Source organism: Propionicimonas sp. T2.31MG-18 (genome assembly GCF_964266745.1).
GTDB lineage: Bacteria > Actinomycetota > Actinomycetes > Propionibacteriales > Propionibacteriaceae > Propionicimonas.
The window spans coordinates 396,322-410,877 of the sequence record NZ_CAXWGX010000023.1 but is presented as its reverse complement, the minus strand read 5'-3'; the positions used below and the strand labels follow the sequence as shown (position 1 = coordinate 410,877).

Genomic DNA, 14,556 nt, shown 5'->3' with positions numbered 1-14,556 from the left:
CGGGGCGCAGCCGCTAAGGTGAGCGGGTGACACCAGAGGATGCCGCCCTCCACATCGGCATCTTCACCGACGACTTCTATCCCGAGTCCGGGGGCGTGTCCCGCTCGATCCAGCTCCAGGTGCAGCAACTCGCGCGCGCCGGCCACCGGGTCACCCTCTTCGCCCCGTCGGTCAAGCTGACCCCGCCCACCGAGTGCGCGTGGGTCGGGCTGCCGTACTGGCGCGTGCCGGGCACCCCGAGCTACCTGTGCTCGCTGCAGGTGGGACGCGGGCGGGCCCGCCGGATCGCCGCCGACCACCCCCTCGACGTCGTCCACTCCCAGAACGAGCGCGGTTCGGTCTTCCTCGCCGCCCAGGTGGCGCGCGTCCTCGACATCGCGCACGTGCACACCTTCCACTCCAACTACGTGGGCACCCATCGCACGACGCCCCTGTCGTCGGGGCTGAACTCCCTCACCTACCTCGACTGGTCCGGACGCCTGCTGCGGCGCGTGGCCGGCCAGGGACGTGACGTCCCCGCCGCCGTGCCGACCGACCCGGACGCGACGGCCGACTCGCCGTTCGCCGGACGTGACTGGCGCAGCCTGGCGCGGCTCGCATCCGCCGTGGACGGCTTCACCTCACCGGCCGGCTACGTGGTCGACTCGATCGTGGACGCCTCGGGCGGCGCGCTGGCCGGCCGCGGCAGCGTCGTGGCCTCCGGGGTCGCGGACGCGTTCGTCCGCGCCGAGCGCAAGCGTCCCCGCGGTGGCGTCACCCGGTTCCTCAGCGCGGGCCGGCTGGGCCCGGAGAAGCGGGTCGACGTGCTGCTCGACGCCTTCGCCCGCCTCGGCCGCGACGACGCGGAGCTGCACATCGTGGGCTCCGGGGCGGCCGAGGGCGCCCTGCGTCAGCAGGCCGCGCGCATCCGCCACGGCAAGGTGCGGTTCCTGGGGCACTTCGACGACGCCGACCTCATCGCCCAGGAGATCGCCGACGCGGACGCGTTCGTGCTGGCGTCCCACCGGTTCGACACCCAGGGCATGGTGCTCGCGGAGGCCGCGGCCACGGGGACGCCGATCATCTACTGCGACGAACGCCTCACGGTGGGCGTCACGCCTCTCAACGCCCTGCTCACCGGCCCGGACGCCGGTGCCCTCGCCGCGGGGATGGCCGAGCTGATGGACGACCCGCAGCGCCTGGCCGCGATGTCCGCGGCCTCCAGGGACCTCGGCCGTGGGCTCACCGCAGAGGCGATGGGGCGGGCCTACGTGGCCGCGTACCGGGCTGCCATCGGGGCCCACGCCGGCGTCCCGGCCTCCTGAGGCCGGTCCGGCCCCGGGGCGGTCACTCCCCGGCGTTCACCATCGGTTCCGGCGACGTCGACGCCGTCCGCGGGGTGTTGTGCTGCGCCTCGGGGTGGTACCGCGAGAGGACGACCACGCCGGCCACCGCGACCGCTCCGCTCAGCACCATGCCGACCGCGTCCCACGGGCCCAGCAGGACGCCCTCGCCCAGCACCGCCAGGCCGAACGTGACCGCGACGATCGGGTCGGTGGTGGTCATCGAGCCGACCACGATCTCGGCCGGGCCGTTCGCGTAGCCCTGCTGGACCATCCAGCCGCCGACCAGGTAGCAGATGAGGAGGAAGCCGGCGACCGTCCAGAAGAGCGGACGCTCGGTGAAGCCGCCCATGCGCACCAGCTCGGAGATCGTCTTGACCATCGCAGAGGACAGCCCGTAGAAGAACGACCCGCCCGAGGCCCACATCAGGCAGCGGGCCGCCGGGGGCCCGAACCGTCCGAGCACGCCGAACACGGCGCCCATGGCGAACACGATCAGGCAGGCGACGATGATGCGGGTCGGCGGGAGCTCGGTGTCGGGGGCCGCGGTGCTCGCCGAGAACAGGGTGAACACCACGATGCCCACGATGGTCAGCGCCACCGCGGACCAGATGGCCTTCGACGGCCGGAAGTGGTGGATCTTGGCGGCGAGCAGGACGGCCCACGGCACGGCGAGGATGCCGACCGGCTGCACCACCGTGACCGGCGCCATCATCAGCCCGAAGATGTGCAGCGTGGCGCCGACGGCCACCGTCCCCAGGCCGAGGAGCCAGCGGGGGTTGCGGACGAGGTCCCAGACCTGGCCCAGGCCCATCGAGCGGTTCTCCGCGGTCTTGTCGACCGAGCGGCTCACCGCGAGGTGCTGGATCGTGGAACCGCCCGCGAACAGGAAGGACGCGAACACGACGATGGCGATGGCCAGCGGGATGTTCTGCTCGAAGAGCGAGAACCCGGGGATGACCAGCGGAAGCGTGTGGGTCATGCGGTCCTGTCCGTCCGTAGGGCGTTCGGGCGGCCAGCCTAGCCGAGCAGGACGCGGTTGCCCCCGTCGGCGGGGTCAGCGCTGCTCGGAGAAGCGGACGGCGGCCCGGAACTGGGCGGCGACGGTCGAGCCGAGGTTGAGCGGCCAGCGGTGCATGACGTACTCGGTCGCCTCGTCGACGGTCAGCTGCCGGGTGGAGTTCCCCGCGCGCACCCACAACTCCGGAGCGGTGCCCTTGCCGGGCCGCAGGTACACCGGCCGGGGCGAGGGACGGCAGGTCAGCCGGCAGACGGTCGCCTCCGCGTCCCCGCCGGTCGGCACCTGGGCGAACTCGACGACCACAGAGGCCGCGGCGTTCTGGCCGAGCGCGGTGGTCAGCAGGTCCCGCAGCCACAGTTCGTAGCGGTCGACGTCCGGGGTCTTGAGGGTGGCCAGGTCGGCGTCCAGGCCGAGGGGCGTGCCGAGATCGTCCACCCCGATCAGCAGCGTGCCGCCGTCCGCGTTCAGGAACGCGCAGGCCGTCTTGGCGATCACCTGCTCCATCCGCTCGTCCTTCTGCCCGGTGCGCAGGTTCACCCGTGCCGTCGACTTGAACTCGACGCGCTCGGACTCCCCCGCCGCCAGCAGTTCAGCGACGCTCTCGCGCTGCGGGTGCTGGAAGTGGGCCGCGACCGCCCCGTAGAGCGCGATCCCCGCCACCGTGAACCCCAGCGCGAGCAGGACCGTCGCGGGGCTCCACAGTTGGGCGGAGGGGCTCACCCAGCCGGTCACCAGCAGCCCGAGGGAGGTGCCGAGGATCGCGATCACCACCGATGTGGCCACGCCCAGGCGTGCCCTCCCCCGCAGCAGCCAGCGGGCGATCCCGCCCAGCGCCCACGCCACGAGCAGCACCACCGGCAGCGCGGCCGCCACACCCCACACCGGCACGTCGACAAGACTCCTCACGAGGCAACCTCCCGGCGACCATCCAACCAGTTCAGCGCGATCGCGATCACCACCGCCGCGGCCGCGCCGGTCACGGTGTAGGCCACCCGTTCGGCCGCGAGGACGCCGGTGGAACCCGCCGAACCGAGCAGCACCACCGCGGGCGTCATGAAGACCGCCTGGCCGGTGTCGTCGCGCAGCACCGTGTAGGCGAGGGTGAGGACGACGCACGCGGCGAGGGCCACCACGATCAGGCCCAGCGGCAGGAGGGTGGCGATCAGCAGCGACACCAGCGCGCCGGCGACCGTGCCGATCACCCGCTGGCCCGAGCGCCTGCGGGTCTCCTCGCCGTACGGACGCAGGACGACGGTGAGCGTCAGCGCCACCCAGTAGCCGTGCGGCCACGCCAGGAGCGCGACGCCGTACACCACCACGCCGACCGCCACGGCGGTCACCACGGCGTGCCGCCAGGCGATCGCCTGTGGGACGCCCTGTCGCGACGCCGCCGGGTCACGCAGGCGGCTGCCGAGCGCGACCACGACGACTCCGCCGACGACCATCCAGCCGGCGGTCGGGGCCACCTCCAGGTCTCCGGGCACCGACACCAGCAGTGCGACAGCGCTCGGCAACCCCGCCATCAGCGAGTCGACGAGCGCGTTCGCCGGGGCCACCAGGAGGCAGCACAAGGCGACGAAGAACGCCGCGGCCAGCGGCTGCCCGCGCAGCGCGACCGCGACCGCGCCGGCCATCGCTGCGGGGACGACGAGCGCGAGGGCCTGCGGCGGGCGCAGCGTCAGCCCGGCGCGCAGCGCAGCAATGTAGCCCATGCCGATGCCGATCGCTGCGGGCACACCCGCCCACAGGTAGCCGGCCACCAGCGGTACCAGGAGCACGACCGCGACCGCCGCGGAGACGCCGAGCACCTTCGGCGGGATCCGCCAGGGCGCCACGGGGCTGGTCATGACCGCGAGCGTAGCGGCCGGCGCTCCCCCGCGGGGGTCACCAGCCGCCGCCCCCGCCACCGCCGAAGCCGCCGCCGCCGGAGAAGCCGGATCCGCCGCTGGTGGCGGCCGTGGCGTGCTGCATGGAGCTCGACATGGTGCTCGCCAGGGAGTCCATCGACGAGGCGAAGGTGTGGTGGTTGAAGCCGTAGCCGTACCCGTAGCCGATGTACCAGTAGGGGTTGAAGGCGTAGCGGCCCTGCTCGGCGAGCTGGGCGAACACCTTCGTCCAGCGCTCGGCGACTCCGAACATGATCGCGTAGGGGAGGTAGCGGGAGAACACGTCGATGCCCTCCTCGAACCGGATCTGGTCGGCCTCTGCGGTGCGCAGGTAGAGCTCGAAGCCGCGGGTCTGGGCCAGAACGGCCGAGCCCGCTGCGGTCCGCGAACCGAACCGGTTGTTCATCGTGATCACCGCGAGCCCGGTGATCACGCCGGCAACGCCCACGAGGCCCCAGCCGAAGAGGCCGAACAGGAACCCCAGCCCGACGCCGGCCCCGACGATGCCGATGCCGGCGACGAACGCCAGCGCGCGGACCGTCGCGGGGTTGGCGGTGAACCACCGCAGCTCGGTGGAGACCCGGCGGTGCAGCGCCCCCTGGACGTCGCTGAGCATCCCCGCGTAGGACGAGTCGCGCAGGTCGTCGGTGGTGACCTCCGACCCCGCGGAGAACATGCGGTTGAGCAACTGCCGCTCGTAGTCGACCAGCTGGTCCGGCCCCTGGAGCCGGGTGAAGGCCCAGTCGCGGTTGCCGGTCTGCGTGATGCGCAGGTGACCACGGACCGCGAGGTCGATCACGGTCGCGGACACGTCCTTGTTGTCGGCGCTGGCGTCGGTCAGCGTCCCGAGTTCGCCGGGACGCGCGCCGCGCGGCGGCGAGAACTGGACCGCGACCGGCGCCTCGTGGGTCTCGTAGCCGACGGCCGACTCCTGGCCGGGGGCGGGCACCACGCCGGGCGTGAGCCCGAGGTACACCTGGTCGCGCGCGCTGCGTCGCGTCCGGCGGAAGACGGCGGCGAGGCCGAGCGCGGACAGCGCCGCCGCCACGCCGCCGGTCCACGGCGTCAGCGGGAACATGTTGCCGACCGTGAAGCGCCGCTCCACGCGGGCGTCCGCCGCGGGGGTGAAGGTGCCGGCCGGGAAGCCCGCGGTGACCTGCATGCCGCGGCCGTTGCCCACGTTGCTGGTCGAGAACGTCGCCGCGGCGCCGCTGGAGGCCGCCTCGCACGGGTCGCTGAACGTCGAGCCGGAGAAGCAGGCGGCGCGGGTGACCGTGGCGGGGCCGGTGACCGTCGCCGTCGCGGCGTCGATCGGCACCTCCCACCCGGGACCGACGGCGTTCCAGTTGACCTCGTCGAGGCCCGACTGCGCCTGCTGCCGGGCGATGATCCCGTGGATCGTGTAGTTCACCTGGTAGGTCTGCACGCCGGTGAACGTGCGGCCCTCGCTGCCCACCCGGACCAGCAGGTTGCCGTCCTGCTCCTCCTGGAGCACCTCGGTGTTCGCGCCGGTCGGGCTGGTCACGGCGCCGATGGTCATGTCGAGCATCCGCCAGTGGTCGGGGTCGTCGCCGATCTCCTGACGCAGCGGGAAGGTCAGGTACGGCCCGTGGCCGGGGTCGTTGCCGAAGTCGAAGTCGAGCGTCAGCTGGACGCTCGCCGTCCCCGCCTGGTCGACGGTCGCGACCACCCGGTAGTCGGTGATCCGCCAGTTCTCGCCGGCCGCCCTCGCCACCCCTGGCGCGAGGATCAGCGGCCCCAGGGCGAGCACCAGCACCAGCAACGCCTTCCACAGCCGCGTCATACCGCGAGCCTAACAAGCCCCGCCGACCCCGGACCCGGTGAACCGCGCCATTCGGCCCGCCGCGGAACGTCGTCGGTATCCTGACCGGAACGAGGGGAGGCCGATGACCGGACAGGTGGTGAGCGCGGAACTGCTCGCCGTCGTCGTGGCGATGGTGGACGGACGCCCGTCCGTGCTCACCCTCGGCGCGCCGCCGCGGCTCCCGTCCGGGCCCCTGCTGCCCAGCCACCGGTCCCTCCAGGCCGCCACCCGCGCCTGGGTGGAGGAACAGACCGGACGCCGGCTGGGGTACCTCGAGCAGCTGTACACCTTCGCCGACCTCGACCGCGACGGCGGCGGCAGCGGCCGTCCCATCTCCGTGTCCTACCTCGGCCTCACCACGCCCGGGCACCCGGGGATCGGCGGCTGGCGCGACTGGTACGCCCTGCTGCCGTGGGAGGACACCCGCACCGACACCACGCTCCTCGACGACCACATCGCGCCGGGGCTGCGCCGCTGGGTCGAGTCCGACCCCGCCGCGCGCGGCGAGCGCCGGCGCCGCGTCGACACCACCTTCGGGCTGGCCGGACTGGCCTGGCAGCCCGAACTGGTGCTCCAGCGCTACGAACTGCTCTACGAGAGCGGGCTGGTGCCGGAGTCGCCCGCGCCGTGGCGACGCCCGGACGACGAGCTGGTACCGGGAGAGCGGATGGCCGGGGACCACCGGCGGGTGCTCGCCACGGGCCTCGCCCGGCTGCGCGCCAAGATCACCTACCGCCCGGTGGTCTTCGAGCTGATGCCCACCAGCTTCACCCTGCGCCAGCTCCAGGACTGCGTCGAGGCACTGGCGGGCCGCGACGTGCACACCCAGAACTTCCGCCGCCTGATCGAGCAGCAGGACCTCGTCGAGGAGACCGGCGACGTCCACGCCGGCACCGGGGGCCGGCCCGCCCGCCTGTACCGCTTCCGCCGCCAGGTGCTCCAGGAGCGGCACGTCGCCGGCACCAAGCTCCCCACCACCCGCGCCCGCTGACCGTCCGCGCGTCGCACGCTGCCGGACCACCCACTCCGCTCCCCGGCCCGCCCGCGCGGGCGGACGCGTCCCAGTGGGCGGGAATAGTCCTTGACCGCCTTTTGCTCAGATGTAGCATAAGGGCGTTGACGAAAGGGACACCTGAGATGACCACGCTGACTGCCGCCGACCTGTACCAGAAGGTCACACACGTCATTCCCTCCGTGGAGTGGGCCACCATGGCCGACGACGTGGACGCGATCCTGCGGCTCAAGCGGGAGCGCAACGCCGTGATCCTTGCGCACAACTACATGACGCCGGAGATCTTCCACGGCGTCTCCGACATCGTCGGCGACTCCCTGGCGCTGGCGCGCGAGGCGGTCACGGTGGACGCGGACGTGATCGTGCTGGCCGGCGTCCACTTCATGGCGGAGACGGCCAAGCTGCTGAACCCGGGCAAGACGGTGCTGATCCCCGACCTGCGCTCCGGCTGCTCGCTGGCCGAGTCGATCACGCCCGAGGACGTCCGCGCGCTGCGCGCCGCGCACCCCGGCGTCCCGGTGGTCACCTACGTGAACACGTCCGCCGCGGTGAAGGCCGAGTCGGACATCTGCTGCACCTCCGGCAACGCGGTGCGGGTGATCGAGAGCCTCGGCGTGCCCAGGGTGATCATGATCCCCGACCGCTTCCTCGCCGCGAACGTCGCCCGCCAGACCGGCGTCGAGGTGATCGTCCACCCCGGTGCCTGCGAGGTGCACGAGCGCTTCACCCCGGACGACATCCGGCAGGTGCGCGCGGACCACCCCGGCATCACGGTGCTCGCCCATCCCGAGTGCCCGCCGGAGGTGGTGGACGAGGCCGACTACGCCGGGTCGACCGCGCAGATGGTGAACTTCGTCGAGGCGAAGAGGCCGCTGAAGGTCGCGCTGATCACCGAGTGCTCGATGAGCGACAACGTCGCCCAGGCCTACCCCGACCTGGAGTTCGTCCGGCCCTGCAACCTGTGCCCCCACATGAAGCGCAACACCCTCGGAGCGATCCGGCACGCGCTGGAGACCATGACCAACGAGGTGACCGTGCCGGCCGACGTCGCCGACCGCGCGCGCCTGGCCGTCGAGCGCATGCTCGCCGTGGGGACGGCGAAGTGACGACGCGGGTGGTGGACGCCGGCTGCCCGGTCATCATCGGCGCCGGCCTCGCCGGCCTGACCGCTGCGATCGAGCTCAGCCCGCTCCCCTGCGTCGTCCTTTCGGCCGGCGCGGTGAGCACCGGCACGTCGACCGGCTGGGCCCAGGGCGGCGTCGCCGCGGCCGTGGGCCCCGACGACGACCCGGAGCGGCACGCGGAGGACACGCTGGCCGCCGGTGCCGGCCTGTGCGAGCCGGACGTGGTGCGGGCGATCACGGCGGCGGCGCCCGAGGCGATCGCCTGGCTGTCCGCGCACGGGGCCGACTTCGACAGGGCGGCGGACGGCAGCCTCCGGCTGGGGCTCGAGGGCGCCCACGGGCGGCGACGCATCGTCCACGCCCACGGAGACCGGACGGGCGCCGAGTTGCTCGAGACCGTGGTCGACACGGCACGGCGACTGCCGTCGGTGTCGCTGTGGGACCACTCCCCCGCGCTGGAGATCCTGACCGGTGGGGGCCGCGTCACCGGAGTGCTGGTCGGCACGCCCGACGGGCCCGTCGAACTGCGCACCGATGTCGTGCTGCTGGCCACCGGAGGGATCGGCGGGCTGTACACCCACACCACGAACCCGCTCTCCTCCCGCGGGCAGGGCCTCGCCCTGGCGTACCGCGCGGGCGCGACGCTCCGCGACGTGGAGATGGTGCAGTTCCACCCGACCGCGCTGGAGGTCGGCATCGACCCGATGCCGCTGGTCAGCGAGGCCGTCCGCGGCGAGGGCGCGATCCTGGTCAACGAGCTCGGCGAGTGGGTGTTGCGCAACCCGCTGTCGGCCCGGGACGTCGTGTCGCGCGCCGAGTGGGCCCAGCTCCAGGCCGGGCACCGGGTGTTCCTCGACGCCCGCACCGATCCCGGCGAGCGCTTCGCCGAGCTGTTCGGCTCCATCTACGCGACCGCGCGCAAGGCGGGCCTCGACCCGGTGAAGGACCTGCTGCCGGTGCGTCCCGCGGCCCACTACCACATGGGTGGCGTGCTGGTTGACCTGGCCGGCCGGGCCAGCATCGAGGGCCTGTACGCCGCCGGGGAGGTGGCGTCCACCGGCCTGCACGGCGCGAACCGCCTGGCCAGCAACTCCCTGCTCGAGGCCGTGGTCTGCGGACGCTGGGTCGCGCAGCAGTGGCGCGCGAGCGGCGTCCCGGCCGGGTCGCCGCCGCCCCGGCCCGCGCACAGCTGGGCCGAGGCCTGGCAGCAGGGCACTCCCGACCCGGTGGTGGCCAGGGTGCGCGAGGTGGTCACGGCGGGAGCCGGAGTCCTGCGGGACGCCGACGGCCTCCGGGCCGCCCTGGCGGAGCTCGAACCGCTGCGCACGCACGACACCGGGCTCGTCGGTCACCTGGTCGTCGAGGCCGCCCTGCGCAGGGAGGAGTCCCGCGGCGGGCACACCCGACTGGACTTCCCCCAGACAGCCCCCCAGGCGCGGCACGTGCTCACCCTCCCGTCGCTGAACGGTGCCGGACGCCGCGAACCGGCGGTGGCGCGATGAGGTCGCTGCCCCGGATCGTGATCGAGCCGCTCGTGCGCGCCGCCCTGCTGGAGGACCTCGGCCGCGCCGGCGACCTCACCACCGATGCGATCATCGCAGAGGACGCCCACGCCACCGTCGCGCTCGTCAGCCGCGAGCCCGGGGTGGTCGCGGGCACCGACTGTGCCCGCCTGGCCTGGGAGCTCGTCGATCCGCGCATCGAGGTGCGCGACCTGCTCCCCGACGGCAGCCGCGTGCAGCCGGGCACCGTGATCGGCGCGGCGTCCGGCCCGGCCCGTGGCCTGCTCAGCGGCGAACGGGTGGCCCTGAACTTCCTCGGCCACCTCTCCGGCGTCGCCACCGGCACCGCCACCATCGCGGACGCCATCGCCCACACACGGGCCCGGGTGGCCGACACCCGCAAGACGATCCCGGGCCTCCGGGCCCTGCAGAAGCACGCGGTGAAGGCCGGCGGCGGCAGCAACCACCGGTTCGGGCTGGACGACGCCGTGCTCATCAAGGACAACCACATCGCCGTCGCCGGGGGCATCACCGCCGCCGTCGGGCGGGCACGGGCGAACGTCGGCCACCTGGTGAAGATCGAGGTCGAGGTCGACTCGCTGGAGCAACTGGCCGAACTGCTGCCCCTGGGCGTGGACGCGGTGCTGCTCGACAACATGGGCCCCGAACTGCTGCGGGAAGCGGTCTCCATGGTCGCCGGCCGCCTGGTCACCGAGGCGTCCGGCCGCATCACCCCCGCGACGGCGATCCCGATCGCCGAGGCCGGCGTCGACCTGATCTCCGTCGGCTGGCTCACCCACTCCGCCCGGGTGCTCGACATCGGCCTCGACCACACCGGCGCCTGACCCCCTTCCCCCACCGCAAAGTGGACTCAAACCGCCGTCATCGGCGGTGTGAGTCCACTTTGCGGGAAGGAGAAGGAGGGGAAGCGCGGGGCAGGGCCGTGGACGGCGGGCGGGAGCGGGGAGCTCAGGCGGCCAGGACGGCCTCCGCGGTGCGGCGGCCGGACACCAGTGCGCCCTGGATGGACGCGGTGTCGCGGTGGTCGCCGCACACGTACAGGCCCGGCCCGACTCCGACCGGCCGGCGCACCTCGAGCGGCGGCGGCATGGCGGGCAGCGCGTCCGGGATCGCGTGGGTGGCCAGCAGGTGCCAGTCGTCGGTCGGGCGGTCGTACAGCGAGGCGAGCTGGGCCCGGAGCACCGTCTCCTCCGGCACGTCGGCGTGCTCGGGCAGCAGCGCGGACGCCTGCACGAGGTGGCGGCCGGCCGGCGCGTAGCCGGGCGCGACGTTCGACACCACGGCGGTGTTGACGACCGGGCCGGTGCCGGCGCGTCCCTCGACCATCAGGTAGCGGCTGGACGTCGGGGCCTGTGACGTGCCGAACCACCACGTGACGAGCCCCTTCATCACCGGCGCCTCGACCGGGGCCAGGCCCGCGGCGGTCCGCGGGTCGGTGGCGACCACGACGGCGGCGGCCGCCCGCTCTCCGGACGGGGTGTGCACGACCCAGCGCGCACCGTCGCGGACGACGGCGGACACCGGCGTCCCCAACTCGACCGGACGCGCGAGGCCCGCGACCAGCTGGTGCGGGATCGCCGCCATGCCCTGCGCCGGCAACGCGGGGACGCCGAGGGAGAACGAGCGCGCCAGCAGCCGGACGAACCGCGCCGACGTGGCGCCGGCGTCCTCCGCCAGCACGCCCGCGAGGAACGGCTCGACGACACGCTCGCGCAGCGGTCCGGTGAACCCGGCCGCGTCGAAGGAGCCGGCCAGAGAGGTGTCGGGAGCCGCGAGGAGGCGCGGCACGGAGCCCAGGGCCGGGGCCAGCCAGCGCACGAGCGCGGCCACCGCCGCGGGCTGGAGGTAGCGCGAGCCGGCCGGCCCGAGCAGGCTGAGCGGGTTGGCGGTGAGCAGCCACGCGCCCTCGTCATCCCTCACGGCCACGCCGCGTCCGAACGACTGGAGGGCCAGCGCGGGCAGGTCGAGCTGGGTCCTTGCGTCCGGGTAGGCCGGGTTCAGGAGCTGGAACCCGCGGTCGCAGCGGAACCCGTCGACGACGTCGGTGCGCACCCGCCCGCCGATCCCGTCGGCGGCCTCGAGCACCTCGACGGAACGCCCCGCCCGGGTCAGCACACGGGCGCACTGGAGGCCGGCGAGGCCCGCCCCGATCACGATCACGTCGCTCATGGGCACCATTCTCGCCACGTCACCAAGGCCGTTCGAGGGGCCCCGGATCACCGGCTAGGACGTTTTACCTTCGTAACGTGTCCCGGCTACGGTGTCCCGGTGAGCGCTGACACCGCGCCGGTTTCCCCGGCCCCCGAGACGTCTGTCCCGACCGACGAAACGCCGACCACGGGTGTGCATCGCGTGGGGCCGGTGACGCCGCCGACCCACCCGCTGGCGCTGGCCCCGGTGAGCGCGCCGCCGCACTCGGTGGACGGCTTCGTCAAGGAGTTCCTCCGCGAACTGAACACCGGCCAGGGCGTCGCCCTGTCCCGCTCGACGGTCAACGACCAGTACCTCGCCCTCGCGCGCACCGTCCGCCACTACCTGATGGCGCGCTGGCTCGAGACGCTGCGCCACAACCGGCAGTCGAAGGCGAAGTACGTCGGCTACCTGTCCGCGGAGTACCTGCTCGGTCGCCAGCTCGGCAACGCCCTGATGGCCACCGACCTCAACGACGTCGCGGAGAAGGCGCTGGCCAGCTGCGGCCTCGACCTCGCCACCCTGCGCGCGCAGGAGGTCGAGCCGGGCCTCGGCAACGGCGGCCTGGGCCGCCTCGCCGCCTGCTTCATCGACTCGCTGGCGACGATGAGCGTCCCGTGCATCGGCTACGGCATCCGCTACGAGTACGGCATCTTCCGCCAGACCTTCGTCGACGGCCGGCAGGTGGAGCAGCCCGACACGTGGCTGGCCCTCGGCGCGCCGTGGGAGTTCCCGCACCCGGAGGCGGCCGTCGAGGTCGACTTCGGCGGCTACACCGAGACCTACGACGACAACGGCACGGAGCGCACCCGTTGGGTGCCGGCCTGGAACGTGCTGGGCATCCCCTACAACTACATGGTCCCCGGCTACCAGAACGGCCGGGTGAACACGCTGCGCCTGTGGAGCGCGCAGGCCACGAAGGCGTTCGACCTGTCGATATTCAACGCCGGCGACTACGCGGAGGCCGTCCGCGCACAGACCTTCGCCGAGAACATCACCAAGGTGCTCTACCCGGAGGACTCCACCCCGCAGGGCAAGGAGCTGCGGCTCCAGCAGCAGTACTTCTTCGTCGCCTGCTCGATCCGCGACTTCATCGAGCAGATGGTCGAGGAGGACTTCGACCTGCACAACCTGCCCGAGCGCATCCACTTCCAGCTGAACGACACCCACCCGGTGATCGCTGTGCCCGAGCTGATGCGCATCCTGGTGGACGAGAAGAAGTGGGAGTGGGACGAGGCCTGGGACGTCACCCGCCGCTGCTTCGCCTACACCTGCCACACCCTGCTGCCGGAGGCGCTGGAGACCTGGCCCACCGACCTGCTGGGACGCCTGCTGCCGCGGCACCTGGAGATCATCTTCCGGATCAACGACGAGTTCCTTGCCGAGGTCCGCGCGGCCTACCCGGAGGACGAGCTGCGCGCGCGCCGCATGTCGATCGTCGCCGACTACCCGGAGCGCTCGGTGCGGATGGCCTACCTCGCCACCGTCGCCGGCACCCGGGTCAACGGCGTGGCCGCGCTGCACTCCCAGCTGCTGGCCGAGAAGGTGCTGCCCGACTTCTCCAGCTTCTGGCCGGACAAGTTCACCAACGTCACCAACGGCGTGACGCCGCGGCGCTTCATCAAGATGGCCAACCCGTCGCTGTCGGAGCTGATCACCGACACCGTCGGCCCGGGCTGGGTGACCGACCTCGAGCGCCTCGCCGAGCTGGAGCCGTACGCAGAGGACGAGGACTTCCGCCGAGCGTTCCGCAGGACCAAGGACGTGAACAAGACCCGGCTGTACGCCCTGCTGCGCACCCGTGACGGCATCGACCTGCCCGAGGGCCACCTGCTGGACGTGATGGTGAAGCGGCTGCACGAGTACAAGCGCCAGACGCTGAAGCTCCTGCACGTGGTCACGCTGTACGACCGGATCATCTCCGGCCGGGTCGACCCCACCAGCGTCCTGCCGCGCACGGTCGTGTTCGGGGCGAAGGCCGCCCCGGGGTACCGGATGGCGAAGGAGATCATCTTCCTGGCCAACTCGGTGGCCGCCACGCTGAACGCCGACAAGCGCCTCAACGGCCGCCTCAGCGTCGCGTTCCCCGCGAACTACAACGTGACGCTGGCGGAGAAGCTGATCCCGGCCGCCGACCTGTCCGAGCAGATCTCGCTGGCCGGCATGGAGGCCTCCGGGACGGGCAACATGAAGTTCGCCCTCAACGGCGCCCTCACCGTCGGCACAGACGACGGCGCGAACGTCGAGATCCGCCAGCTGGTCGGCGACGAGAACTTCTTCCTGTTCGGCATGACCGAGCCGGAGGTGTCCGACCTGCAGGCCGCCGGCTACCACCCCACCGAGTACTACGAGTCGAACGCTGAGCTGAAGAGTGCCATCGACCTGATCTCCTCCGGCGCGTTCAGCGACGGCGACCGCAACGCCTTCGAGCAGGTCGTCTCGAACCTGCTCTACCAGGACCGGTTCATGGCGCTCGCGGACTACCAGAGCTACCTCGACGCCCAGGACCGCGTCGAGGCCGCATACGTGAACAAGGAGGCGTGGACGAAGTCGGCGATCCGCAACATCGCCCGCACCGGCTTCTTCTCCTCCGACCGGTCGATGCGCGACTACCTCAGCCGCATCTGGGGGGCGACGCCCGACCGCTGACCCC

General features: G+C 72.8%; 11 protein-coding genes. 6 read left to right on the top strand and 5 right to left on the bottom strand.

Going from position 1 to position 14,556, the window contains the following annotated elements; genetic code table 11:
• Positions 1–26: 26 nt before the first annotated feature.
• The gene (locus tag ACFQQJ_RS09930; protein ID WP_377106096.1) at positions 27–1,304 is read left to right on the top strand and encodes a glycosyltransferase; all 1,278 of its coding nucleotides are present in this window, start codon (positions 27–29) and stop codon (positions 1,302–1,304) included.
• A gap of 22 nt (positions 1,305–1,326) precedes the next feature.
• Here ACFQQJ_RS09930 and ACFQQJ_RS09925 read toward each other — a convergent pair whose 3' ends face one another.
• The 4 genes from ACFQQJ_RS09925 to ACFQQJ_RS09910 form a co-directional block, all read right to left on the bottom strand.
• A complete protein-coding gene (locus ACFQQJ_RS09925; RefSeq protein ID WP_377106095.1) occupies positions 1,327–2,304 on the bottom strand; it encodes a hypothetical protein in 978 nt (325 codons plus the stop codon).
• A 75-nt stretch (positions 2,305–2,379) separates the two neighbouring features.
• On the bottom strand, positions 2,380–3,249 hold the full coding sequence (locus ACFQQJ_RS09920; RefSeq protein ID WP_377106093.1) for a helix-turn-helix domain-containing protein: 870 nt from the start codon (positions 3,247–3,249) through the stop codon (positions 2,380–2,382).
• Positions 3,246–4,190 (bottom strand): FUSC family protein, encoded by a 945-nt coding sequence (locus ACFQQJ_RS09915; protein ID WP_377106092.1) that lies wholly within the window; start codon positions 4,188–4,190, stop codon positions 3,246–3,248. The genes ACFQQJ_RS09920 and ACFQQJ_RS09915 overlap by 4 nt, the downstream gene beginning before the upstream one ends.
• A 37-nt stretch (positions 4,191–4,227) precedes the next feature.
• Positions 4,228–6,033, bottom strand: a complete 1,806-nt coding sequence (locus tag ACFQQJ_RS09910; RefSeq protein WP_377106090.1) for a DUF2207 domain-containing protein — start codon at positions 6,031–6,033, stop codon at positions 4,228–4,230.
• Between the two features lie 103 nt (positions 6,034–6,136).
• On the opposite strand from ACFQQJ_RS09910, the gene ACFQQJ_RS09905 reads away from it, so the two are divergent.
• The 4 genes from ACFQQJ_RS09905 to nadC all read left to right on the top strand — a co-directional run bounded on the left by ACFQQJ_RS09905 (position 6,137) and on the right by nadC (position 10,537).
• Positions 6,137–7,045: a hypothetical protein gene (locus ACFQQJ_RS09905; RefSeq protein ID WP_377106089.1), complete on the top strand. Its 909-nt coding sequence runs from the start codon at positions 6,137–6,139 to the stop codon at positions 7,043–7,045.
• Between the two features lie 146 nt (positions 7,046–7,191).
• On the top strand, positions 7,192–8,172 hold the full coding sequence (gene nadA, locus ACFQQJ_RS09900; protein WP_377106087.1) for a quinolinate synthase NadA: 981 nt from the start codon (positions 7,192–7,194) through the stop codon (positions 8,170–8,172).
• Positions 8,169–9,692, top strand: coding sequence for an L-aspartate oxidase (locus ACFQQJ_RS09895; RefSeq protein ID WP_377106085.1), 1,524 nt, complete (start codon positions 8,169–8,171; stop codon positions 9,690–9,692). Before nadA ends, ACFQQJ_RS09895 begins: the two co-directional genes overlap by 4 nt.
• Positions 9,689–10,537 (top strand): carboxylating nicotinate-nucleotide diphosphorylase, encoded by an 849-nt coding sequence (gene nadC / locus ACFQQJ_RS09890; protein ID WP_377106083.1) that lies wholly within the window; start codon positions 9,689–9,691, stop codon positions 10,535–10,537. The genes ACFQQJ_RS09895 and nadC overlap by 4 nt, the downstream gene beginning before the upstream one ends.
• Before the next feature lie 124 nt (positions 10,538–10,661).
• Here nadC and ACFQQJ_RS09885 read toward each other — a convergent pair whose 3' ends face one another.
• Positions 10,662–11,882, bottom strand: coding sequence for an FAD-dependent oxidoreductase (locus ACFQQJ_RS09885; protein WP_377106082.1), 1,221 nt, complete (start codon positions 11,880–11,882; stop codon positions 10,662–10,664).
• A gap of 192 nt (positions 11,883–12,074) precedes the next feature.
• Here ACFQQJ_RS09885 and ACFQQJ_RS09880 point away from each other — a divergent pair, with 192 nt between their 5' ends.
• A complete protein-coding gene (locus tag ACFQQJ_RS09880; protein ID WP_377106080.1) occupies positions 12,075–14,552 on the top strand; it encodes a glycogen/starch/alpha-glucan phosphorylase in 2,478 nt (825 codons plus the stop codon).
• Positions 14,553–14,556 lie beyond the last annotated feature (4 nt).